The sequence below is a fragment of the Gemmobacter aquatilis genome, assembly GCF_900110025.1.
GTDB lineage: Bacteria > Pseudomonadota > Alphaproteobacteria > Rhodobacterales > Rhodobacteraceae > Gemmobacter > Gemmobacter aquatilis.
In genome coordinates this window covers 117,595-140,095 of sequence record NZ_FOCE01000005.1, presented here as the reverse complement: position 1 = coordinate 140,095, position 22,501 = coordinate 117,595, and the positions used below count along the sequence as shown (strand labels likewise).

The 22,501-nt window shown below is 65.1% G+C and carries 23 protein-coding genes; 12 read left to right on the top strand and 11 right to left on the bottom strand.

Going from position 1 to position 22,501, the window contains the following annotated elements; all coding sequences use genetic code 11:
* Positions 1 to 4 precede the first annotated feature (4 nt).
* From BMX43_RS10600 to BMX43_RS10590, 3 genes are read left to right on the top strand one after another with little or no spacing between them, the layout of a single operon-like run.
* A complete protein-coding gene (locus tag BMX43_RS10600) occupies positions 5 to 625 on the top strand; it encodes a flavin reductase family protein (RefSeq protein WP_091301133.1) in 621 nt (206 codons plus the stop codon).
* Positions 625 to 1,482 carry a polysaccharide deacetylase family protein gene (locus tag BMX43_RS10595; protein WP_091301131.1) on the top strand — a complete coding sequence of 286 codons (858 nt, stop codon included), beginning with the start codon at positions 625 to 627 and terminating at the stop codon, positions 1,480 to 1,482. Before BMX43_RS10600 ends, BMX43_RS10595 begins: the two co-directional genes overlap by 1 nt.
* The gene (locus tag BMX43_RS10590) at positions 1,479 to 2,717 is read left to right on the top strand and encodes a cytosine deaminase (protein WP_091301129.1); all 1,239 of its coding nucleotides are present in this window, start codon (positions 1,479 to 1,481) and stop codon (positions 2,715 to 2,717) included. The genes BMX43_RS10595 and BMX43_RS10590 overlap by 4 nt, the downstream gene beginning before the upstream one ends.
* A 5-nt stretch (positions 2,718 to 2,722) precedes the next feature.
* Here BMX43_RS10590 and BMX43_RS10585 read toward each other — a convergent pair whose 3' ends face one another.
* Positions 2,723 to 3,187 carry an Lrp/AsnC family transcriptional regulator gene (locus BMX43_RS10585; protein WP_091301461.1) on the bottom strand — a complete coding sequence of 155 codons (465 nt, stop codon included), beginning with the start codon at positions 3,185 to 3,187 and terminating at the stop codon, positions 2,723 to 2,725.
* Positions 3,188 to 3,314: 127 nt separating this feature from the next.
* Between BMX43_RS10585 and BMX43_RS10580 the strand changes: the two genes are divergently transcribed.
* Positions 3,315 to 5,678, top strand: coding sequence for a transketolase-like TK C-terminal-containing protein (locus BMX43_RS10580; protein ID WP_091301127.1), 2,364 nt, complete (start codon positions 3,315 to 3,317; stop codon positions 5,676 to 5,678).
* 64 nt (positions 5,679 to 5,742) lie between these two features.
* Here BMX43_RS10580 and BMX43_RS10575 read toward each other — a convergent pair whose 3' ends face one another.
* From BMX43_RS10575 to BMX43_RS10560, 4 genes are all read right to left on the bottom strand, one after another.
* A complete protein-coding gene (locus BMX43_RS10575; protein ID WP_091301125.1) occupies positions 5,743 to 7,425 on the bottom strand; it encodes a KpsE/RkpR family capsule polysaccharide export protein in 1,683 nt (560 codons plus the stop codon).
* Positions 7,403 to 8,062, bottom strand: a complete 660-nt coding sequence (locus BMX43_RS10570; RefSeq protein WP_091301123.1) for an ABC transporter ATP-binding protein — start codon at positions 8,060 to 8,062, stop codon at positions 7,403 to 7,405. The genes BMX43_RS10575 and BMX43_RS10570 overlap by 23 nt, the downstream gene beginning before the upstream one ends.
* 180 nt (positions 8,063 to 8,242) lie before the next feature.
* Positions 8,243 to 9,442, bottom strand: coding sequence for a Na+/H+ antiporter NhaA (locus BMX43_RS10565; RefSeq protein ID WP_091301121.1), 1,200 nt, complete (start codon positions 9,440 to 9,442; stop codon positions 8,243 to 8,245).
* Positions 9,443 to 9,507: 65 nt separating this feature from the next.
* A complete protein-coding gene (locus tag BMX43_RS10560) occupies positions 9,508 to 10,098 on the bottom strand; it encodes a uracil-DNA glycosylase family protein (protein ID WP_091301118.1) in 591 nt (196 codons plus the stop codon).
* A 96-nt stretch (positions 10,099 to 10,194) separates the two neighbouring features.
* Between BMX43_RS10560 and BMX43_RS10555 the strand changes: the two genes are divergently transcribed.
* The 3 genes from BMX43_RS10555 to rpsI all read left to right on the top strand — a co-directional run bounded on the left by BMX43_RS10555 (position 10,195) and on the right by rpsI (position 12,211).
* Positions 10,195 to 10,980, top strand: coding sequence for a hypothetical protein (locus tag BMX43_RS10555; protein WP_091301116.1), 786 nt, complete (start codon positions 10,195 to 10,197; stop codon positions 10,978 to 10,980).
* Between the two features lie 272 nt (positions 10,981 to 11,252).
* Positions 11,253 to 11,717 (top strand): 50S ribosomal protein L13, encoded by a 465-nt coding sequence (gene rplM, locus BMX43_RS10550; protein WP_091301114.1) that lies wholly within the window; start codon positions 11,253 to 11,255, stop codon positions 11,715 to 11,717.
* Between the two features lie 2 nt (positions 11,718 to 11,719).
* Complete coding sequence (gene rpsI, locus BMX43_RS10545; protein WP_091301112.1) at positions 11,720 to 12,211, top strand: 30S ribosomal protein S9; 492 nt, start codon at positions 11,720 to 11,722, stop codon at positions 12,209 to 12,211.
* A gap of 148 nt (positions 12,212 to 12,359) precedes the next feature.
* On the opposite strand, the gene BMX43_RS10540 is transcribed toward rpsI, so the two are convergent.
* Entirely contained in the window at positions 12,360 to 12,587 is a 228-nt protein-coding gene (locus BMX43_RS10540; protein ID WP_091301110.1) for a DUF1127 domain-containing protein, read from the bottom strand.
* Between the two features lie 85 nt (positions 12,588 to 12,672).
* On the opposite strand from BMX43_RS10540, the gene BMX43_RS10535 reads away from it, so the two are divergent.
* From BMX43_RS10535 to BMX43_RS10515, 5 genes are all read left to right on the top strand, one after another.
* Positions 12,673 to 14,088, top strand: a complete 1,416-nt coding sequence (locus tag BMX43_RS10535; protein ID WP_091301108.1) for an aminotransferase-like domain-containing protein — start codon at positions 12,673 to 12,675, stop codon at positions 14,086 to 14,088.
* 258 nt (positions 14,089 to 14,346) lie between these two features.
* Positions 14,347 to 15,237 (top strand): ABC transporter permease, encoded by an 891-nt coding sequence (locus tag BMX43_RS10530; RefSeq protein WP_091301459.1) that lies wholly within the window; start codon positions 14,347 to 14,349, stop codon positions 15,235 to 15,237.
* Positions 15,234 to 16,043 carry an ABC transporter permease gene (locus tag BMX43_RS10525; RefSeq protein ID WP_091301106.1) on the top strand — a complete coding sequence of 270 codons (810 nt, stop codon included), beginning with the start codon at positions 15,234 to 15,236 and terminating at the stop codon, positions 16,041 to 16,043. Before BMX43_RS10530 ends, BMX43_RS10525 begins: the two co-directional genes overlap by 4 nt.
* Positions 16,044 to 16,060: 17 nt before the next feature.
* On the top strand, positions 16,061 to 17,134 hold the full coding sequence (locus tag BMX43_RS10520; protein WP_091301458.1) for an ABC transporter ATP-binding protein: 1,074 nt from the start codon (positions 16,061 to 16,063) through the stop codon (positions 17,132 to 17,134).
* Positions 17,134 to 18,144: a capsular polysaccharide export protein, LipB/KpsS family gene (locus tag BMX43_RS10515; protein ID WP_091301104.1), complete on the top strand. Its 1,011-nt coding sequence runs from the start codon at positions 17,134 to 17,136 to the stop codon at positions 18,142 to 18,144. Before BMX43_RS10520 ends, BMX43_RS10515 begins: the two co-directional genes overlap by 1 nt.
* Here BMX43_RS10515 and BMX43_RS10510 read toward each other — a convergent pair.
* Genes BMX43_RS10510 through BMX43_RS10490 form a run of 5 tightly spaced genes read right to left on the bottom strand, consistent with a single transcriptional unit; the run spans position 18,138 to position 22,426 of the window.
* Positions 18,138 to 18,749 carry a TetR/AcrR family transcriptional regulator gene (locus BMX43_RS10510; protein WP_091301103.1) on the bottom strand — a complete coding sequence of 204 codons (612 nt, stop codon included), beginning with the start codon at positions 18,747 to 18,749 and terminating at the stop codon, positions 18,138 to 18,140. The two genes, BMX43_RS10515 and BMX43_RS10510, sit on opposite strands and share 7 nt — an antisense overlap.
* Positions 18,742 to 19,623: a polyphosphate kinase 2 gene (gene ppk2, locus BMX43_RS10505; protein WP_091301101.1), complete on the bottom strand. Its 882-nt coding sequence runs from the start codon at positions 19,621 to 19,623 to the stop codon at positions 18,742 to 18,744. The genes BMX43_RS10510 and ppk2 overlap by 8 nt, the downstream gene beginning before the upstream one ends.
* A 44-nt stretch (positions 19,624 to 19,667) precedes the next feature.
* Complete coding sequence (locus BMX43_RS10500; protein WP_091301099.1) at positions 19,668 to 20,633, bottom strand: alpha/beta fold hydrolase; 966 nt, start codon at positions 20,631 to 20,633, stop codon at positions 19,668 to 19,670.
* On the bottom strand, positions 20,608 to 21,531 hold the full coding sequence (metA, locus tag BMX43_RS10495) for a homoserine O-acetyltransferase MetA (protein WP_091301097.1): 924 nt from the start codon (positions 21,529 to 21,531) through the stop codon (positions 20,608 to 20,610). The genes BMX43_RS10500 and metA overlap by 26 nt, the downstream gene beginning before the upstream one ends.
* A gap of 25 nt (positions 21,532 to 21,556) precedes the next feature.
* Complete coding sequence (locus tag BMX43_RS10490) at positions 21,557 to 22,426, bottom strand: ATPase (protein WP_091301095.1); 870 nt, start codon at positions 22,424 to 22,426, stop codon at positions 21,557 to 21,559.
* Positions 22,427 to 22,501: the final 75 nt, after the last annotated feature.

The following is a 22,501-nucleotide window of genomic DNA, read 5'->3' as shown; positions in this document are numbered from 1 at the left end:
CGCGATGGAGTTCGATTTCACCACGCTGCCCCCGGCAGACCGCTATCGCCTGCTGACCAATTTCGTCGGCCCGCGCCCCATCGCGCTGGTCACCACGCTGAACCCCGATGGCAGCAACAACGCCGCGCCCATGAGCTTTTTCAACGTCTTCTCGCATGATCCGGCCCTTGTGGTGATCGGCGTGCAGATGCGACCGGACGGGCGCGAAAAGGATACGGTCGCCAATATCCGCCGCACGCGCGAATTTACCGTGAACATGGTGGATATGGCGCTGGCGCCGGGGATGCTGGCCTGCGCCATGACGGTGGAACCGGGGGTGGACGAGATCGCGCTGGCCGGGCTGACGGCGGTTGACGGTCACCGCATCGGCGCGCGGCGCGTGGGTGAAAGCCCCTGCGCGATGGAATGTCGGGTGGAACGGATTCTCGACTGGCCGGGCCGGGCGCTGGTGATCGGCGAGGTGGTGTTCATGCAGGTGCGCGACGCCTGCCTGGATGCGGCGGGGCGCTATGTGAACCCGGAGGCCTATCACCCCATCGCCCGGCTTCATGCCGACAATTATATCGTGGCCGACCGTCAGTTCGAGCTGAAGGTGCCACGCCTGCCAGAGCCGGAGGCGACCTGATGGAATGGCCGAATGGCGCGGGCTTTGCCGCCGCGATCACCTTTGACATGGATGCCGACAGTCTGATCCATGCCGCTGATCCGGCGGGCTGGCAGCGGCCCTATCCGATCAGCATGGGGCAATATGGCCCGACCGTCGCCATTCCGCGAATTCTTGAAACCTATCGGCGGCTCGGGTTGCGGCAGACCTTCTTCATTCCCGGTTGGTGCGTGAAAACCTATCCCCGGGCGGTGGAGGAGATTCTGGAAGGCGGGCACGAAATCGGCTGTCATGGCTGGATTCACGAAAACCCCGCCGCGCGCAGCCTTGCCGAACAGGGCGAGGATCTGGACCGCGCGATCGAGGCGCTGGCGGCGTTTTCCGGCACTCGCCCGCGCGGCTATCGCGCGCCGGTCTATCAACTGACCAATGACACGCCCGGCCTGCTGGCGGATCGCGGCTTTGCCTATGACAGCTCGATGATGGCGGATGACGATCCCTATGCGCTGGATCTGGGCGGGCGCAGCCTGATCGAGATCCCGCCGCATTGGGGCATCGACGACTGGCCGCCCTTCGCCCATTATGCCGAGATCGGCTACATGATGCCGGTGCGCGGCCCGACCGAGGGGCTTGCGCCGTTTTTCGAGGAGTTTGCGGCGGCCAAGGCGGATGCGGGTCTGTGGCACGCGGTCTGGCATCCGTTCCTGACCGGGCGGCGCGCGCGCTGGCAGGTGGTGGAACGCTGGCTGGAAACCGCGCTGACCGAAGGCGCATGGTTTGCCACCTTGGGCGAAATCGCCGATCATGCCGAAACGCTGCGCCGGGCGGGCCGGTTGCGCAGTATAGCCTTTCCCACCTATGCGGAGCGTCAGGAATGAGCTTTGATCTGATCATCCGGGGCGGCACGCTGCCCGATGGCCGTCAGGCCGATATTGCCATTCAGGCCGGGCGCATCGCCGCCGTGGAACCGGGCATCACCGCCGAAGCAGCCGAGGTGATCGAGGCCACTGGCAAGCTGGTCAGCCCGCCCTTCATCGACGCGCATTTCCATATGGATTCGACGCTCAGCTACGGGCGCCCGCGGGTCAATGCCAGTGGCACGCTGCTGGAAGGCATCGCGCTATGGGGCGAGCTGAAGCGGATCCAGTCGCGCGAAGACATCGTGGCCCGCGCGCTGGATTATTGTCGGCAGGCGGTGGCCAAGGGCGTTCTGGCTATTCGCAGCCATGTCGATGTGACCGACCCGGCCTTCCACACCGTCGAGGCGCTGCTGGAGGTGCGCGACCATCTGCGCGGTGTGCTGGATCTGCAACTGGTGGCCTTTCCGCAGGATGGCTGGTTCCGCGCGCCAGAGGGCGAGCGTCAGGTGATCCGCGCGCTGGATGCGGGCGTGGATGTGGTGGGCGGCATCCCGCATTTTGAACGCACGATGGCAGACGGCACGGCAGCGGTGCGCGCCGCCTGCCGCCTTGCGGCAGAACGCGGACTGCGCGTCGATCTGCATTGCGATGAAAGCGACGATCCGCTGTCGCGCCATATCGAAACGCTGGCGGCGGAAACCATCGCCTGCGGCTTGCAAGGCCGTGTGGCCGGGTCGCATCTGACCTCGATGCATTCGATGGACAATTACTATGTGTCGAAACTGCTGCCGCTGATCGCCGAGGCAGGGGTGGCGGCGATCCCCAACCCGCTGATCAACATCACGCTGCAAGGCCGGTCGGACAGCTATCCCAAGCGGCGGGGCATGACGCGGGTGCCGGAATTGCTGGCGGCGGGGGTGACGGTGGCCTTCGGGCAGGATTGCACCAAAGACCCGTGGTATCCGCTGGGGTCAGGCGACATGCTGGACGTGGCGCATATGGGCCTGCATGTCGCGCTGATGACCGCACCGCAGCAGATGCGCCAATGCTTCGATCTGGTCACCACGGCCCCCGCGCAGGTGCTGGGGCTGGAGTTCGGGCTGGAAAAGGGCCGCCGCGCCAGCCTGGTGGTGCTGGATGCCCCCGATCCGGTCGAGGCGATCCGCCTGCGCCCGGCGCGGCTGGTGGTGGTGTCGGACGGGCGCGTCGTGTCGCGCTGCGAACCGGCGCACATCAGCCCGCCGGTGTTCTGAGGTGGTCAGGACAGCCGCGCCAGCCGGAACTTCACCCGCCGGATCGGGATCGAGGATTCGATTGAGGCAACCCCGGCAATCTTGGTCAGGCGCCCGGTCAGGAAATGCTCGAACTCGTTCAGGTCGCGCACGGCGATGCGCAGCAGATAGTCGAAGCTGCCGGTCATCAGCCAGCAATCCACCACCTCGGGGCAGCGCGCCACCTCGCGTTCAAAGGTCACCAGCCGGTCATCCACCTGCCGGTCCAGCCGGACCGAGACAAAGACGCTGACACCGAAGCCCATCTTCGCCTCGTCGATGCGGGCGCTGTAGCCGGTGATGAACCCCTCGGCCTCCAGCTTGCGGATGCGGCGGGCGCAGGGCGAGGGCGACAGGCCGATCCGTTCGGCCAGATCCTGATGGGTCAGCCGCGCATCGCGCTGCAATTCGCGCAGAATCCGCTGGTCGGTTTCGTCCAATGCACCGCTCATCTTGCCTGCTTTCAGCGCCAAATCCAGAAACTGCGCTGGAATCTGGCGCATTATCTGTGCAACCGGGGTGACTTTAGCGACTTTCGGCAGGGATTGCGATCTATTCTGTGCTGAGGAGGAGACCCTGATGCGCGACGATACCCAAACCCTGAAAATCATTGAACAGCGGCTTTTGTGGCTGTCTCACTGGATGATCCATCACGCCAACCACATCCGCCCCAAGGCCGATGGCATCAAGGTGGGCGGGCATCAGGCCAGCTCCGCCTCGATGGTGTCGATCCTGACGGCGCTGTATTTCTCGGCGCTGCGGCCCGAAGACCGGGTGGCGGTGAAACCCCATGCCAGCCCGGTCTTTCATGCGATCCAGTATCTGATGGGCCATCAGACCCGCGAGAAGATGGAGAATTTTCGAGGGCTTGGCGGGGTGCAAAGCTATCCCAGCCGCACCAAGGACATCGACGATGTGGATTTCTCGACCGGCTCGGTGGGCTTGGGCGTGGCGATCACCTCTTTCGCGTCGCTGATCCAGGATTACATCCGTGCCAAAAGCTGGGGGCAGGGTGGCCCGCTGGGCCGCATGGTCGCGCTGGTGGGCGATGCCGAACTGGACGAGGGCAATATCTACGAGGCACTGCAAGAGGGCTGGAAGAACGACCTGCGCAACACCTGGTGGGTGATCGACTATAACCGCCAGTCGCTGGACGGGATCGTGCGCGAAGGGCTGTTCGCTCGGGTCGAGCAGATCTTTGCGGCCTTCGGCTGGGATGTGGTGCGGGTGAAATACGGCGCCCTGCAACGGGCGGCCTTTGCCGAACCGGGCGGCGACAAGCTGCGCGACTGGATCGACGCCTGCCCGAACGCCGAATATGCGGCGCTGACCTTCATGGGCGGTGCGGTCTGGCGCAAGCGGTTGCTGGATGATCTGGGCGATCAGGGCGATGTGACCGCGCTGATCGACCGGCGCGACGACGAGGCGCTGGCGGCGCTGATGGAAAACCTTGGCGGCAATTGCGTGGCCACCATGGCCGAAACCTTTGCCGCCATCGACCATGACCGCCCGACCTGTTTTCTGGCCTATACGATCAAGGGCTGGGGCACGCCGATTGCTGGCCACAAGGACAATCACGGCGGGCTGATGAACAAATCCCAGATGGCGGCCTGGCAGGCGCATATGGGCGTGCCCGCAGGCCAGGAATGGGAGCCGATGGCCACGGTGCAAGACCCTGCTGCACTGCAGGCCTTTCTGGCGCAGGTGCCGTTCTTCGCCAAAGGCCCGCGCCGCTTTGGCGATGCCCGGCTGGCGGTGCCCGCGATCAGCCTGTCCGCCGAGCGCGAGATTTCCACCCAGATGGCGTTCGGCAAGATCCTCGACGATCTGTCGAAGGGCGACAGCGATCTGGCCGCGCGTATCGTCACCACCTCGCCCGATGTGACGGGCACCACCAATCTTGGCCCATGGGTCAACCGCCGCAAGCTGTTTGCCCGTGCGGCACAGGCGGATGTGTTCATCGAACACCGCATCCCCTCGACCGCGAAATGGGAATTCACGCCCGAAGGCCAGCATATCGAACTGGGCATCGCCGAGATGAACCTGTTCCTCTTGCTGGCGGCGGCGGGCCTGTCGCACAGCCTGTTCGGCAAGCGGCTGATCCCGATCGGCACGGTCTATGACCCGTTCGTGTGCCGCGGCCTCGATGCGCTGAACTATGCCTGCTATCAGGATGCGCGGTTCATTATCGTGGGCACGCCGTCGGGCGTGACTCTGGCGCCGGAAGGTGGGGCGCATCAATCCATCGGCACGCCGCTGATCGGCATGGCACAGGACGGGCTGGCCGCTTTCGAGCCTGCTTTTGCCGACGAACTGGCTGTCATCATGGAATGGGCCTTCGACTATCTACAACGCGACGGCGCGGGCGACCCGGACGAACGCACCTGGCTGCGCGATGAAACCGGCGGCTCGGTCTATCTGCGGCTGACCACCAACCCGATCGAACAGCCGGGCAAGCGCCATGACGATGCCTTTCGCCAAGGTGCGGTCGATGGGGCCTATTGGCTGCGCCCGCCCGGCCCGAATTGCGAGGTGGTGATCGCCTATCAGGGGGCCGTGGCGCCCGAGGCGATCAAGGCGGCCGGGCAACTGGCCGAGGCGCGCCGCGATGTGGGCGTTCTGGCCGTCACTTCGGCCGACCGACTGAATGCGGGCTGGACGGCGGCACAGCGCGCCCGCTCGCGCGGCAATGCGCAGGCGGTTTCGCATGTCGAACGGTTGCTGGCCGATCTGCCGCCGCATTGCCGGATCGTGACGGTGATCGACGGACACCCGGCCACGCTGTCCTGGCTGGGCGGGGTGGTGGGGCATCCGACGATTCCGCTGGGGGTGGAGCATTTCGGCCAGACCGGCACCATCGCCGATCTGTACCGCCACTTCGGCATCGACGCCGTAACCATCGTTGCGCGGGTGGCGGGGCTGACCACAGGCCGGCGCCTCTGATCCCCCTCACCGGGTTGCCCCCGGATCTGCCGAAAATGCGAAGGCTGCCCTTTCGGGCGGTCTGTCAGGCCGTCGCCTGTTCGCGCAGGATCGCCACGGTCATCGAAATCATCAGATAGATCCCGCCGAAGATCAGCAGGGCGACCATGGTATTCTCAAAGGCGCGCGGATAGGCGGCTTCGTCGGGCGGCACCGGGCTGACCGAGACGGAGAGATAGCGCACCTGCCGGTTGGCCTCGACCCGCGCGGCTTCCATCGCCTGCAGGCTTTGTGCCAGCAGCAATTGCCGGGTCTGCACATCGGCCTGCGCCACCAGCAATTCGCCCTGCACCACCGCCAGACTTTCGCCACCGCCGGTGGTTTCTGTCAGCTTGGATCGCAGGCTTGCCACTTCGGCCTCCATCGCGGCGATGCGGCGGACCAGAGGGTCCATCCGGGCGCGGTTGGGGTTGGCATTGCTTTGCATCTGCTGCAGCGACAGGCGGTCGGCGGTCAGTTGCGTGTCAAGCTGCGTGATCTGCGTGGTGATCAACTGCACCTCGACCTCGGAGGACAGCACCTTGTATTTCTCTTGCAGCTCCACCACCCGGCGCTGTGCGTCGAGCATTTCCTGTTCGGCATTCTCGTAGGTGTCGCGCGCGCCCTTCATCTGGTCTTCGCGCATCCGCAGTGTCAGCTCGTCCACCTGTTCTTCGGCATAGCTGATCAGCGCCTGCGAGAAATCCACCGCCTTGGCCGGATCGGTAGCCAATACTTCCATGCGGATCAGGCCCTCGCTCGGGTCGTAGGAGATATGGATATTGCGCGAATAGGATTTGTAGGCGGCCTCCTGCGTGGCATCGGGTGACAGGCGTTGTACCGGGTCCACCGCCGGGTCGCTGAAATGCGCGCGATAGCCCAGATCCTTGTCCAGCCGCAGCATCGCGTCGCGCGATTGCAGATAACCCTGCACGGTGATCGAATCCTGCGAGGTGGCAAAGCCCGTACCCGACAGCAGACCGCCCAGACCACCAGCCCCCCCCGACGCGACGGAGGAGGATTGCTGGATCACAAATTCGGTTTTGGCTGCATAAAGCGGAGTTGCCACGAAGTAATAGTAGAACCCGGCCAGCAGCGTCGGCAGGCCGACGAAGAAGAACAGCCGCAGCGCCAGCAGCGCGGCCTTGCGCCGCCGCCGTTTTGCCAGATCGCGCTGGATGCGCATGATGTCGGCGGCATGGTTTTGTTCGGCCCGCACCTCAGTGGAGGGGACCTGAATTGGCTTGATCGTCTGGGGCAGGCGCACCCCGTCGCCGGGGACCGGCGCCAGCGCGCGCGTGCCGGAGTTCGGCGGCTCGTCATCGCCGCCGCCTGCACCACCGCCGATCAGCTCCAGCAGGCTGGCGCGCTGGAACGGGTCGATCCCGGCCTTGCGCAGCAGCCGCACCGCATCAAAATCGGATGTGGCGGGCAGGTTGTGCTTTTGCGCCAGCCGCCGGGCCAGCCGCAACTGGCGGCCGGTCAACCCTTCGCGCTTGATCGCCTCCAGATCGGTGCCTGCGGCGGTCGGGGCAGGGGCCGGCTTTCCAGCTTGTACCCGTGCGGCCGGATCGGGGGGCAGGAAAGACTGCGCGCCGAACCCGTCATCCCGCGGTTCGAACAGCATTTCCCCCGGCAGATCCGCCGGGGCGGCTTTGCGGGGCGGCAGCGGTTCGACGGTTTCGGGTTTGCGGACGCGGAAGCGCTTAGCCGTGAGTTTGGTATTCATACAGGCGCTTCGCTTCCTCAAGGGTTTCAAACATGTAAAGTTGGCCATCCTTCAACACGGCGGCCGAGCGGCAGAATTTTTCCAGAGTGGAGGGTTGGTGCGAGACGACGATGATCGTGGTGTTGCGCAACCGTTCCTTCAGGATCGCCCCGGCCTTGCGGTTGAATTCGACATCCGTGGTGCCGGGCATCCCTTCGTCGATCAGATAGATGTCGAATTCCAGCGACAGAAGCAGCGCGAAGGTGAAGCGCGCGCGCATCCCGGCGCTGTAGGTGCCCACCGGCATGTCGAAATATTCGTCCAGCCCGCACAGCCAGCGGCAGAAGCTTTCGACATAATCAGGGTCCAGCCCATAGAGTCGGGCGATGTAACGGGCGTTTTCGGTCGCGGTGTGCTTGTTGTTGACGCCGCCCATGAAGCCCAGCGGAAACGAGATGCGCGACGTGCGGATGATGCGCCCCTCGTCCGGTTTTTCAAGGCCGGCCATCATGTTGATGATCGTGGTCTTGCCCGTGCCATTGGGGGCGAGGATGCCCAGCGAATTGCCGAGTTCGACCTTGAACGAGGCCCGGTCCAGGATCACCTTGCGCCGCTTGCCGGTCCAGAAGGACTTGCTGACATTCTCGAACTCGATCATCCACGCCTCGCTTCGCCGCCTGTGGGCGGCGCGCACCGTTCCGGTTATGTCCCGGATAAGGTATCTTTCTTAACTTTTGGTCACTGCGTCTGCCAGACGGGAGATAAGCCGCCTTTCAGGCAGCATTATGTCAGCACAGGCGGGCGCTTGGCAATCACTCTGCCGTGTGGCGGGCGGGCCTCAGCGGGGGCGGCGCAGCAGCACAAGCGCGGTGGCCAGCAGGCTGACCAGCAGGCCCAGCCGGGCCGCCTCGGCCATGGCGCCGCCGGGCAGTGCACTGTCCAGCGCGACCAGCGGCACGGTGAAGCCGATACCCATCAGCCCCGCGATCCGCGCCATGTCGGCCAGACTAACGCCTTCGGGCAGCGGCAGGCGCAGGCGGCGGGTGGCCAGCAGCGTGGCCGCGATCAGCCCCATCGGCTTGCCGATCCAGAACGCCGCCAGCGTGACCAGCGTGGTGGGGGCAAAAGCTCCCAGATCGACGCCGCCGCGCGTCAGCCCGAACAGGAACAGCGTCAGCAGGATCGGCCGCACCAGCAGATGCGCGATGCGGTTCAGCGGGTCATGCAGCAGTTCCTCGGCTTCCGCGAACAGGCCAAAAGACCGGTCCGCATGGGGGATCGCCGGGATCACCGGCAACAGCCCCAGCGCGCCGGGCAAGCCCGAGGCGGCGACGCCGATCCAGCTCAGCGCCCCAGCCAGCAGATAGGGCCACAGATGCAGCGCGCGCTGGCGGTCACGTTCGCGCCCGGCGCGGGCATGGCGGCCGCACAGCAGCCAGACGCCAAGGCTGGCCACCAGCGGTAGGATCAGCCAGACCAGCCGCAGCGGTTGCGCTGGGAAAGCCAGACCCAGCGCCAGCAGCCCCGCCAGATTGGCGCCGATGCTGATCAGCAGCAGCAGATGCAAGGCCGGGCTGGCCGGGCCGAACACCCGCCGCCCGATGATATAGCACAGCACCACATCGCCCCCCAGCGGCACCGGCCAGCCGGTGCCGAAGCCCGCCTCCTCGGCCCGCACGATCAGCGCGGCGGTCAGCAGCCAGACCGCCACCCCGCCCGCCAGCGCGCCCAGCGTCGCCAGCAGCGGCAGCGCCGCCCGCGCGCCATGCAGCGCGCCACGCTCGAACCGATGCGCCTCCCACAGCTCCTTGCCCAGCAGGAAGAAGAACAGCGCCATCAGCAGATCCGAGGTGAGCGAGATCAGCGTCACGCGGGTATTGCTGTCCAGCAGCCAGCCCGGCAGATGCAGGGTCACCAGCCGCCATTCCATCGCATCATAATAGGTGGCCGGGGCAAGGTTGACCCAGAGCGTCGCCAGCGCCGCGCCCAGCAGCAGAGCATAGGCGAATTGCGGGATGAAGGAAGATACGCGATACATCAGGGCTCCGCCGGGGGTCGTTTGTTCTGTCGTATCGCTCCGCCGCGCCGCTCACAACGGCGCTTTCACTTGGCGGCCAGCGCCTGTTGCAGAGCGGCGCGCAATTCGGGCAGCAGCTCTGCCTCGAACCACGGGTTGCGCTTCAGCCAGCCGCTGTTGCGCCAGGACGGGTGGGGCAGCACGAACGTGCCCGGCGCGAAGCGGCGCCAGTCGCGCACCAGCGCATCGACGGGCTGGGTCAGGCCAAGATGGCGGCGATGGGCATAGCTGCCCGCAAGGACGCGCAGGCGGATATTCGGCAGCGCCGCATCCACCTCCGCGCCCCAGGTGGCGCGGCAGAGTGCGGGCGGCGGCAGATCGCTGCCCTTGGCATCATAGCCGGGAAAGCAGAAGGCGGCAGGCACGATGGCGATGCGCGAGCGGTCGTAAAAGGTGGCGGCATCGATGCCCAGCCAGTCGCGCAGCCGGTCGCCCGATGGATCGGTGAAGGGCTGGCCCGAGGCATGGACCCGCGCGCCCGGCGCTTGCCCCGAAATCAGCACGCTGGCCCCGGGCGCGAACCACACAACCGGGCGCGGCGCGTGCGCCGTGGCCGTGGCGGCGAAACGCCCGGCGCACAGGCGGCAGGCGCGGATACGGTCGGGCAGGCTGTCCATGCGGCAGATATGTCGCGGGGGGCATCGGCGGGCAAGGGGCTTGCCGTGGCGCGCGCTTCGTCCTAGGCGAAGGGAAATCTGCAAGGAGGTGCCCCGATGACCCCGCTTGATGCCGCCTATGAGGCGATGGTGGCCGCAGCCGATGGCGATGACGCGCCGCGCCTGCGCTTCTATGAACGGCTGGCCGATGGCGAGATGGTGCTGTTGCTGGCCACCGAGGCGGTGGGCGAGACTCTGGAGCCGCGGGTCTTCGATCTGGAAGACGGGCCGGTCGTGCTGATCTTCGACAACGAGGCGCGGCTGGGCAAGTTCACCGGCATCCCCGCGCCCTATGCGGCGCTGCCGGGGCGGGTGGTGGCGCAATTGCTGGCCGGGCAGGGGATCGGGCTGGGCATCAATCTGGGCGTGGCGCCCTCATCCATGCTGCTGCCGCCCTTTGCGGTGGACTGGCTGGCCGAAACGCTGGCGCATGGGCCGGAAGAGGCCGAGGCGCTGCCCGAACGGTTCGACCCGCCCAAAGGTCTGCCCGAGGCGCTGATTGCCGGGCTGGATGCCAAACTTGCCCGCGCTGGCGGGCTGGCGGCCCATGCGCTGCTGGCCGCGGTGACCTATGAGGGTGGGCGGCGCGGCCATATGCTGGCCTTCATCGACGCGGTGGCAGGGGCGCAGGCGGCGCTGGCGCGGGCCAGTGCCGAGGCGCTGACCTTTTCCGGCGTCGAGGCGGGCGAGATGGATGTGGCATTCCTCGCCTCGGACGAGATCGCCGCACAGGCCATGGCGCGCGTGGCGCTGCGCTTCGATCTACCCGAACCTGTGGCGCAAGAGCCATCTGCGCCCCAGGCCCCCGGCATGAACCCCGACAAGCCGCCGGTGCTGCGCTGAGCCGCTGACCAGGCGGAGCCGCCTGGCAGGCGGCAGGTCTTCGAGGTCGCCTGCGCGGCCTTGCGGCCGCTTGGCTCCGTTTTGCCTCCGGCGGGGATATTTGGGCCAAGATGAAGGGGCGGATTTGGGGTATATTGATACCTAATTTGTAAGGCATTGGTTTTGTGGTGTTTTATTGTGGGTTGGCGGGTTGACCTGTGGCGGGAAATGGCGGAAAAGCCGCCATCCGAGATACCGGGGGCAGATGCCTCCCTCTTTCCATGGGTTCCGCTATGAAAACCTTCACCGCTACTCCGGCGGATATCGAGAAGAAGTGGATCCTGATCGACGCCGAAGGCGTCGTTCTGGGCCGCCTCGCCACGATCGTCGCCAATATCCTGCGCGGCAAGAACAAGCCGACCTTCACGCCCCATATGGACATGGGTGACAACGTGATCGTCATCAATGCCGACAAGGTGCAGATGACCGGCAACAAGCGCAACGACAAGCGCTATTACTGGCACACCGGCCACCCGGGCGGCATCAAGTTCCGCACCGCGCGTCAGGTGCTGGAAGGCAACCACCCCGAGCGCGTCGTGGTCAAGGCGGTTGAGCGCATGATCACCCGCAACTCGCTGGGCGCCAAGCAGATGACCAACCTGCGCGTCTATGCGGGCACCGAGCACCCGCATGAAGCCCAGCAGCCGAGCGTCCTCGACGTGAAGGCTCTGAACCCGAAAAACACCCGGAGCGCCTGATCATGGCTGACATCAAATCCCTCGACGATCTGAAATCGGCCGTCTCGGGCGCTGCGGCTCCGGCTGCTGCCGCAGTGGCGGCCCCGCGTGAGCCCAAGCGCGATTCGCTCGGCCGCTCCTATGCGACCGGCAAGCGGAAGGACGCGGTTGCCCGCGTCTGGATCAAGCCGGGTTCCGGCAAGGTCGTGGTGAACGGCAAGGAAATGGCCGTCTACTTCGCCCGTCCGGTGCTGCAGATGATCCTGCGCCAGCCCTTCACGGTTGCCAATGTCGAAGGCCAGTTCGACGTGTTCGCGACCGTGGCCGGTGGTGGCCTGTCGGGTCAGGCCGGTGCGGTGAAGCACGGCATTTCGAAAGCGCTGCAGATCTATGAGCCCACCCTGCGGGGCGCGCTGAAGGCTGCTGGCTTCCTGACCCGCGACTCGCGCGTCGTGGAACGCAAGAAATACGGCAAGGCCAAAGCCCGCCGCTCGTTCCAGTTCTCGAAGCGCTGATATTTCGCCTTTGGCGATGGAGAGGCCCGCGCCCTGCGCGGGCCTTTTGCTTTTGGGCATTGCCCCTTGCCGTGTGGCCAGCCGGACATGAAAAAAGGGGCCGGAAACCCGGCCCCAGTCTGGGGGTAATCAGGGAAGGATGGGCAGGTCAGTCCTGCCAGAAGGGCTTTTCGGCCTCGACGGCGGCGGCCTGTTCGGTCAGCCCGATATCGCGCAGCAGATGCGGATCGAGATTGCGCAGGGCGCGGCGGCCATGGCGGCGCAGATCCCAAGTGAGGACAGTCTGGGCCAGCGCGATGACGATACGCGAAACCGGCGGCAGAGGCTGCACGTTGGAGAGGATCAGCGACGGGGCGGTCAGCTGTGACCGGGCCATGGGAGCACCTTTTGTGTTGATACAATGCGCGTAATTGCGTATAGATGTGATACAATATGAATTGTGCCGCCGCCAGAGGAACATTGTGACTGTTACAACTTGGCATCCTGACCTGAGCCTGTATCCCGGTCCGAAATACCTCGCCCTGACGCGGGCGCTGCGCGAAGCGATCCGCGCGGGCGAATTGCCGCCGGGCACGCAATTGCCCACGGTGCGCGATCTGGCCTGGACGTTGCAGGTGACGCCCGGCACGGTGAGCCGGGCTTACCAATTGTCCACGCAGGAAGGGCTGCTGGCGGCGACCGTCGGGCGGGGCACCTTCGTCGCCGCACGGGCGCCGCGTCTGGGGCCGACCCAGGCGCTGTTTCAGGAACGGGATCTGAAATCCGAGCCGTGGCTGGTCGATCTGCGCTCACCGCAATTGCCGGATGTGGGGCAGGGCGCGGCCTTCGCGGCGGCGCTGGATCGGCTGGGCCGCGGGATGAGTGCGGGGCTGGATGCTGCCTGGATCGACTATCCGACCCAGCGCGACGAGGCGCCGTTGCGCGCGGCGATCTGCGACTGGCTGTCGGACCGGCTGCTCGGCGCCGTCACCCCCGAGGATATCGCGCTGACACATGGCGGGCAGAATGCGCTGCTTCTGGTGTTCCTGTGCTGCCTGCGCGGCGATCGCCCGGTGATCCTGACCGAAGATCTGGCCTATCCGGGCATCCGTCATGCCGCGCGGCTGGCGCGGGCCGAGATGGTGGGGGTAGAGATCGACGCGCAGGGCATGATCCCCGAGGCGCTGGAGGCGGCCTGTCGGCGCCACGGCGCGCAGATCCTTGTGCTGACACCCGAGGCGCAGAACCCCACCGCCAGCCGGATGCCCGCCGCCCGCCGGGCCGAGATCATGGCCATCGCCCGCCGCTATGATCTGCAAGTGGTTGAGGATGATTGCTATTCCATCGCCGAAAGCAGCCTGCCCTCGCTGCGGGCGCTGGCGCCCGAGCGGACATGGTATGTCGGCTCGCTGTCCAAAAGCCTGTCTGCGGCGCTGCGCTTTGGTTATGTCATCTGCCCGGCGGGGATGGGCGAGGCGGGGCGGCTGACGGCGCAGCACGGCTTCTTCGCGCTGGCGCGTCCGGTGTCGGATCTGGTGCTGGATCTGATGGAAAGCGGTGCGGCCGAGATGTTGCGGCGCAAGGTGCAGGCGGCGTTTTCGGAGCGGTTGCAGGCGATGGTCAATGCGCTTGGCGGGTTCGAGCTGAGCTGGCAGCCGGGCCTGCCCTTCGTCTGGCTGCCGCTGCCCACCGGCTGGCGGGCCTCGACCTTCGCGCGCACCGCCGAGGCGGAGGGCGTGCTGGTGCGGCAGGCCGACGAATATGCGCTGATCCATGGTCGCGCGCCCCATGCGCTGCGCATCGCGGTTGGCGGTTCGGTGCCCTTGCCGCGCTATGATCAGGCGCTGGCCACACTGGCCCGACTGCTGCGCCGCCCGCCCTCGGATATGGCTGTCTAGGCACGCGGGCGATTTTTCCGACGCCAAAGAAACGGGCAGGGTGCCTCGGGAGGGGCTTGCGGCCCCTGCGCACGAAAAAAATGATCAAATTTTTTTCGTCTTTGAAATCATGCAATTGTCATGTTTCGTTCTGCTTATTCCCCTGCGGAAAGGCCGGTCTGGCAGATTTGTCCCCTTTCCTTGTGCAGGGGCCTATGCCAGAAATTTGGAAAACAAGCCGTTTATCGCCAGAAAATAAGGCATCCAACAGGGGGCATGATGGACAAAGGCAATTCACGAGGCCGCTTCCGTGATACGGAAGCCGCCAAGGGGTTGATGCTGGTCTCGCCGACCGCACTCTACGCCACGCTGCTGCTGGCAGCGCCACTTTTCGCCGTCGTCGTCTATTCCTTGATGATCGACAGCAAGACCGGCGCCTCTGCCGGGTTCACCTTCAACAACTATATCGAGGTCTGGACCGGCAAGATCTATCAGGCGATCATGCTGCGTTCCTTGATCGTGTCGATGACGGTGACGCTGATCACCGTGCTGCTGGCCTATCCCGTGGCCTATTTCGTCAGCTTCGGGGTATCGCAACAGCGCAAGGCGCTGTGGCTGTTCCTGATCACCATCCCGTTCTGGACCTCGTATCTGATCCGCGTGTTCATGTGGAAAGTGATCCTCGGCTATAACGGCGTGATCAATTCCGGCCTGATGAGCCTTGGCATCATCGACGAGCCGCTGACGGTGATCAACTATTCTGTCGGCTCCATGGTGGCCACGCTGGCCCATGCCTATGCGCCCTTCGCCATCCTGCCGATCTTCGTCAGCCTTGAAAAGATCGACCGGTCGCTGCTGGAGGCGGGGCAGGATCTGGGCGAAAGCAAGTTCCTCACCTTCTGGCGCGTCACCCTGCCGCTGTCGATGCCGGGGGTGATTGCCGCGGTGCTGATCGTGTTCATCCCGACCATCGGCGACTATGTGACCCCCGAACTGATCGGCGGCGGCAAGATCCCGATGATCGCCAACATGATCGAGGTGAAGATGCTCAAGCAGAACGACAAGGCGATGGGGTCTGCCATCGCGGTGACGGCCATGGTGATCGTGGCGGCTGTATCGGTGCTGTTCCTGCTGCTGAACAAGCGCTTCCTGAAAGGGCAGAGCAAGTGAAGAAAAGCCCCGCACTCAAAACCTATGCCATCGCCTATCTGATCTTCCTTTACGCGCCGATCGCGCTGCTGCCGATCTTCGCCTTCAATGACAGCCGGGTGATTGCCTTCCCGCTCAGCGGGTTCACCACAAGCTGGTTTGTCGAGATGTGGAACGACCAGCAACTCTGGATCGCCTTCAAGAACTCGCTGACCATCGCGGTGTCTTCGGCGCTGTTCTCCACCCTGCTGGGCATCTTCGGCGCCCGGGCCACCACCCGTTACAAGTTTCCGGGCAAGGGCGGCATTCTGGGCCTGATCATGCTGCCGCTGGTGCTGCCGGAAATGATCATGTCCATGGCGCTGCTGGTCATCCTGATCGGCATGGGGGTGAAGCTGTCGATCTTCACCATCATCATCGGCCATGTGCTGATCTGTACGCCCTATGCGGTGGCGATCCTGTCCTCGGCCTTCCAGTCGCTGGATCGCTCGCTGGAAGAGGCGGCCTATGATCTGGGCGAAACCCCGGCTTCCACCTTCCGGCTGATCATCCTGCCGCTGGTGATGCCCGGCATCATCTCGTCGCTGCTGATTGCCTTCACCATCTCGCTCGATGAATTCATCGTGGCCTATTTCCTGGGGGGCAATCAGACGGTGCTGTCCGTCTATATCTTCGGGCAGTTCCGCTTCCCGCAGCGGGTGCCGTCGATCATGGCACTGGGGTTCGTCCTCGTCTGCCTGTCGATCCTGCTGCTGACCATTGCTGAATATTTCCGCCGCCGCGGCATCGCGAAAACCGGCGCCAAGGATACCGGAGGCTTCCTGTGACCACCGAAAAACCCACGATGATCGAATTCCGTGACGTTCAGAAATACTATGGCGATTACCACGCCTTGCGCGGCATCACCGCCACGATCCGGGCGGGAGAGTTCTTCTCGCTGCTCGGCCCCTCGGGCTGCGGCAAGACCACGCTCCTGCGCACCATCGCCGGGTTCGAGGATATTTCCTCGGGGGCGGTGCTGATCGACGGCAAGCATATGGACGGCGTGCCCGCCAACAAGCGCCCCACCAACATGGTGTTTCAAAGCTACGCCATCTTCCCGCATCTGACGGTGGCGGAAAACGTGGGCTTCGGCCTGCGCCGCGATCCGCGCCCGGCGTCTGAAAAGGCCAAGGCAGTGGCCGAGGCGCTGGAGATGGTCGGCCTCAAGGGTTACGGCGCCCGCGCCGCGCACGCCCTGTCGGGCGGGCAGCGGCAGCGCGTGGCCCTGGCCCGCGCGCTGATCCTGAAGCCGAAGGTGCTGCTGCTGGACGAGCCGCTGAGCGCGCTGGACAAGAAGATGCGCGAACAGATGCAGATGGAGCTGATCAAGCTGCAACGGCAGGTCGGCATCACCTTCATTCTGGTGACCCACGATCAGGAAGAGGCGCTGGTCATGTCGGACCGGATCGCCGTGATGTTCGAAGGCCAGATTGCCCAGCTCGCCGACCCGGAAACCCTGTATCGCCGCCCCAACAGCCGTCAGGTGGCCGATTTCATCGGCACGATGAACTTCCTGCCCGCCAAGATCCTGTCGGAAAACGGCGTGGTCGAGGTGGAGGCGCAGGGGTTTGGCCGGCTGACGCTGGCCGCCGATCAGGTGATGGGCAGCAAGACGACCGAGGGCACCAGCATCGGCTTCCGCCCGGAAACCGCCACCATCCTGTTCGACGGGCAGGTGGCCACCGACCGCGAAACCCTCGCCACTATTGAGGAGGTCGTCTATTACGGCGACATGACCTATTACGATGTGCGGCTGGATGGCACCGAAAAGCCGATGCGCCTGTCGATGCGCAATGTCTTTGGTCGCCCGGTGCTGGACATCGGCACCCGCACCCGCGTGGGGTGGAGCCCGGGGGCGCTGGTGCTGTTCCGCTGATGCGGCAAGTCCGCCCGGCGGATTGGTTGACGCGGGGTTGGCTGGAAGCAGCCCCGCCGACGCTGATCTTCCATGCGCGCGAAAAACTGGCCGTCACGCTGGCGCGTGGCGGCTTTCGTCTGTTGGCGGCGCTGGCGGCCCATGCTGAAACCAGCGGCTGGGGGGTAGAGATCGTGCCCTATAGCCGCGAGACCGCCGATCTGGCGCTGGCGCAGGGCGGCCATCTGCACGTGTTTCTGGAAGACCGGCCCGCCTATGCCCCCAATGCCTTTCACGCGGTGCCCGGCTATCTGCGCGGCTACTGGTATTTTGACGAGATCGGCACCCGCAACAACTCCTCCCACCGCTTGCGCCGGTTCGATGCCCGGCTGGTGGCCGAGAAGTTTGCGCAGAATTTCCACGCCCGGCTTGCGGAACAGTTTGTGGCCGAAAATTTCTCGAAATTCCAGCAGCTTGCTCGCGGGTCTTCCCCCGTTCCGCAAGGCTGCCTTGCCCTGTTCGCGCAGGATTTCCTGACGCCGCGCTGGCACAAACACTATCTGACCGTGCCGGAATTGATCGAAACTGCGGTGGCGGCGCGCGGCAATCGCCCGCTTTGTATCAAGCCTCACCCGAACAATAGCCCGGTGGAGCTGGACTGGATCGCCCGCCACCATGCGCCCGAACAGGGGGTCTGGGTCACCGATGCCTCGATCCACGATCTGTTGTCCGCCTGCGATTGTGTGCTGACCGTCACCTCTGCCGTGGGGTTCGAAGCGTTCTTGCACCGCAAGCCGGTGGTGCTGGCGGGCCAGACCGATTTCGCGCAAAACGCCATCACCCTGACTGATCCCGCAAAGCTGCCCGAGGCGATTGCCGCCGCCATGGCGCAGGACTGGCCGCACGAGAAATTCCTCGCCTGGTTCCTGCGGCAGAATTGTATCGAAGATCACCCCCGCGCCCTGCCGATTGTGCTGGACCGTATACGCGCCAAGGGCTTTCGCCTTGGCCCCGATGCCGGGTTCTACTGATCCGCAGGCAGCAGGCCCAGCCCGCGCAGGTAGATGCCGACCCCGGTTTCCAGCAGGTCTTCCGGCGGAAACGGGCTTTTGGCGCCGCCACGCATGTACAGTTCCACCACCCCATGGCTCATCGCCCAGATATGCGCCGACACCATGCTGCCCGGCGGGCGGCGGGTGGGGGGCAGGTGGCGCGACAGCCCGTCCGCCGCGCGTTCCAGCACGCTGCGCGCCTTTTGCGCCACGGGTGCCAGATCGGGATAGGCGGCGGGGCTGAGCCCGCTTTCGAACATGGCGATGTAATGGCCGGGATATTTGCGCGCAAAGGCCAGATAGGCCCGCCCCGTCGCCTCGAACGCCGCCAGCGCCGAGGGTTTGCCGTCGTCAAAGGCATATTCCATCAGCGCCGCGAAAATCTCGTAGCCCTGCCGCGCCACCTCGGCCAGCAGGTCTTCGCGCCCGGCGAAATGGCGATAGACGGCGGCGGGCGTCACATCCGCCACCTTCGCCGCTTCCGACAGGGTAAAGCCGCTCGGCCCCTTTTCGGCGATCAGCCCCAAGGCCGCCTCGACCAGCGCCTGCCGCAGATTGCCGTGATGGTAGCCGCGTTTAGTCATTCGCGCCGTCAGACCACAGATCCGGCCCGCCGCAGATCAGGCTGTCGGGCACGCCGATCACGCGCGGATCCTTGCCCGCATAATCCACCGCATGCAGCAGCGTCTGGACTGCGGCGATCCGCGCGCGTTTCTTGTCATCCGACCGGATCACCGTCCAGGGCGCATGGTCCGAATGGCTGCGCGTCAGTGTTTCGGCAATCGCGTCGCAATAGGGCTCCCATTTGCCCAGGCCTTCCACGTCGATCGGTGACAGTTTCCACTGTTTCAGCGGATCCCGCTCACGTGCCAGCATCCGGCGCAACTGCTCGGCCCGGCTGACATCCAGCCAGAATTTCAGGAAGGTGATGCCTTCCTGCACGATCATTTCCTCGAATGCCGGAAGCTGTTGAAAGAACGCGTCTTTCTGGTTTTCGGTGCAAAAGCCGAACACGGGTTCCACCACGCCGCGGTTATACCAGCTCCGGTCGAAGATCACCATTTCGCCCAAGGCCGGAAACCAGTCGATATAGCGCTGGAAATACCACTGTCCCGCCTCACGGTCCGAGGGTTTGGACAGCGCCACCACCTGCGCGCCGCGCGGGTTGAGGTTCTGGGTCAGCGCGCCGATGGTGCCGCCCTTGCCCGCCGCATCGCGCCCCTCGAACACCAGAACGATACGCTTGCCGGTCTTTTTCACATCGGATTGCAGCTTGACCAACTGGATCTGCAGCGCGGCCATCTGCGCCTCATATTCCTTCTTGTCCATCTCTTCGCGGTAGGGATAGCCCTGCGACAGGATCTCGTCCTTGCCGCCCTTTTCGATGGCCTTGCGGATGGCTTTGGGGGCGTCTTGCTCGAAATAGCGGCTGATTGCGCCGTTGAAGGGCAGGTCCATCGCGGGTCTCCTTGGCTGTGGCGCCAGTATGGCGATTGGCGCGGCTAGCGCAATCCGGCGCGGGCGGCGGCGCGGTGGATGGCGGCGATCACCGTTTCGGGGTGGCTGTGCTGCGGCATGTGGCCTGCACCGGGGATCACCGTCAGCCGCGCGCCGGGGATCAGCGGCGCCAGACGCCGGGCATGTACCTCCAGCGGCACGATGGTATCGGCATCGCCATGCACCAGTTCCACCGGCAGGGCCAGCCCGGCATAGCGCGCCGCCATATCGACGACAAAGGGCCGCAGCCCGTTCACCTGCGCGGTGTTCACCCGCAGGCTGTCGCGCCGCAGGCTCAGCCCCGCGCCGACATGATCGGCATAGCCCTGCGGCACGGCATCCGGGGCGAAGATGCTTTCGACCGTGGTCCGCACATGGGTTTCGGGCACGAAGGCCGCGACCAGCGGCTGCACCAGCGATGCGGCGATGCGGCTGCTGTTGATCACATACCAGCCGCCCAAACCGCCCGGCCAGGGCATCGACGCGGCAGACACCAGCACCAGCCCGGCCGGCGGTTCGGGCGCAGTCAGCGCCCATCCCAGCGCCACCGCCCCGCCATAGCTATGCCCCAGCACCAGCGGCCGGTCTGCCCCCAGTTGGGCTGCGGCGCGGCGCAACAGATCGCCCTGCGCCAGCGGGCTGAGCCCCTTTGCCCTGGCCTCGTCAGACCAGCCCAACCCCGGACGATCCAGCGCGATCACCCGGTAATCCGGCGCCAGCCGCGCCACCAGATCAAAGGTGAAATCGCGGGCATTGCCGCTGGCGCCATGGATCAGCACCAGATCCGGCCCGCTGCCCGCCACCACCGCATGAAGGCGCAACCCGTCCACCGTGACAAACTGCCCCTCGGGCGGGTAGGCGGCCTCTGCCGCCGCCTCGCGTGCGGCAGCACGGCGGTCCACGACCACCGCACCGCCCGCAAGGGCCAAGGCTCCGATGAGAAGGCTAGCGGCCAATTTCCTGCAGATCATAGGGCGTGGACTGGTACATTTCGTTGATCCAGTTGCCATATAGAAGATGCGCGTGGCTTCTCCAGCGATTGAGCGGCGGCATCGCGGGATTGTCATCGGGGTAATAGTTCAGCGGCACATTGATCGGCGTGCCATTGGCCACGTCGCGATCATATTCCTGTTTCAGCGTGTCGCGGTCGTATTCGAAATGGTTGAAGATATACAGCGCCCGGTGCCCCGCATCCTCCACCAGACAGGGGCCGACCTCATCTGACCCGAGCAGCGTCTTCAGCCCCGGCTTCGTGTCGATCTCGGCCTGTTTCATCTCGGTCCAGCGGCTGACCGGAATCACGAAATCATCCGAGAACCCGCGCAGATAGGGCGAGGTCGGGCACAGATTGCGGTGGCGGAAGCAGCCGAAGGCTTTGTGATCCAGAATATGCTTCTGCACCCCGTGGAAGTGATAGATCATCGCCATCCCGCCCCAGCACACACCGAAGGTGGATTGCACATGGCTTTGCGTCCAGTCGAACACCCGCCGCAATTCGTCCCAATAGGTCACCTCCTCGAACGGCAGATGTTCGATCGGGGCGCCGGTGATGATCAGCCCGTCAAACTTCTCGCCGCTGTCCTCCACCTCGGCGAAGGGGCGGTAGAAGGTTTCCATATGTTCGGCGGCGGTGTTCTTGGTCTGATGCTCGCTCATGCGGATCAGCGACAGGTCGATCTGCAGGGGCGTGGCGCCGATCAGCCGGGCGAACTGGTTCTCGGTCTGGATCTTCTTCGGCATCAGGTTCAGCAGCGCGATGCGCAGCGGGCGGATGTCCTGACGGCTGGCGCGTTCAGGGGTCATCACGCTGACGCCCTCGCGGCTCAACACGTCGAAAGCGGGCAGGGTTTCGGGCAGGGTAATCGGCATCGTCGTCTCCGTTCAGCGGAGGGAATTAAGCGTGCGCGGCCTTCGCTTCAATGGCCTGGGCGATCAGATCGTTAAAGCTGCCCTGATCGCGCACTTGCGCCACCTGTTCGGCAGTGACCGTCACACCCCAGTTTGCCATGGCGGCATAGCGCGGCTGGCGATGGGCAAGGGCCTGGGCATAGGTCCAGCGCACAAAGGCGTCGGGGTCCACGGCCTCGGGCGGCTGGCCCGTTTGCATTCGATAGGTGCCCCACATTCGCTCAAGGAAATGTGGCTGGTAATACATCGGCTTCGGCGCGCGGTCGAAGCGGCGGATCAGCTCTGCCGTATGGGCATCCGATCCCTTGATCCACACCAGCAGCAGATTGTCCGACAGCGCGCGCAGCACCGGATCGGCGGGGTTTTCAGGGTCCACCACCTCGCAGATCGACCCGCCGCTGTCGCAGATGAAATTGTCGTATCCGTAGATATCCGCCGCGCGGTCGATGAAGCGCGGGGTATCCAGCAGGGCCGCAATCTCCGCCTCGCGGTGCTGATCCTGCCGACGCATGTATTCCGCGAAGCTGAGGCCCCCCAAGCCCGGATCGCCCGGCTTGCCCAGATAGGTCGACAGCGGCGCCAGATTGTCGAAGGTGATGTTCGACGCGATGTAAACCGAATCCGTGAGCAGCAACTCCCGCAGGAAGGGCACCTTCATCGCTTCACGCTTGAAGTTGTCGGAAATAAACTCGCCCATGTAGCGCGTGCCGATCCGGTAATCGACCGAGTAGTGAAACCACCCACCCGCGCCCCGCAGCATCGAGGCGAGATGCGTCTTGCCAAGCCCCGACATGCCGAACATCAGCACCCGCTTGCGCGGGGCCGCCCGCCAGTCGGCTGCCGTCCGGTAGATCATTGCATTGGCCCTCGGTTCCGTTTGGCCCCTGTTAGCGCGGCTTTGCGGCAAGTTCACGCGTAAAATGCGCAGACC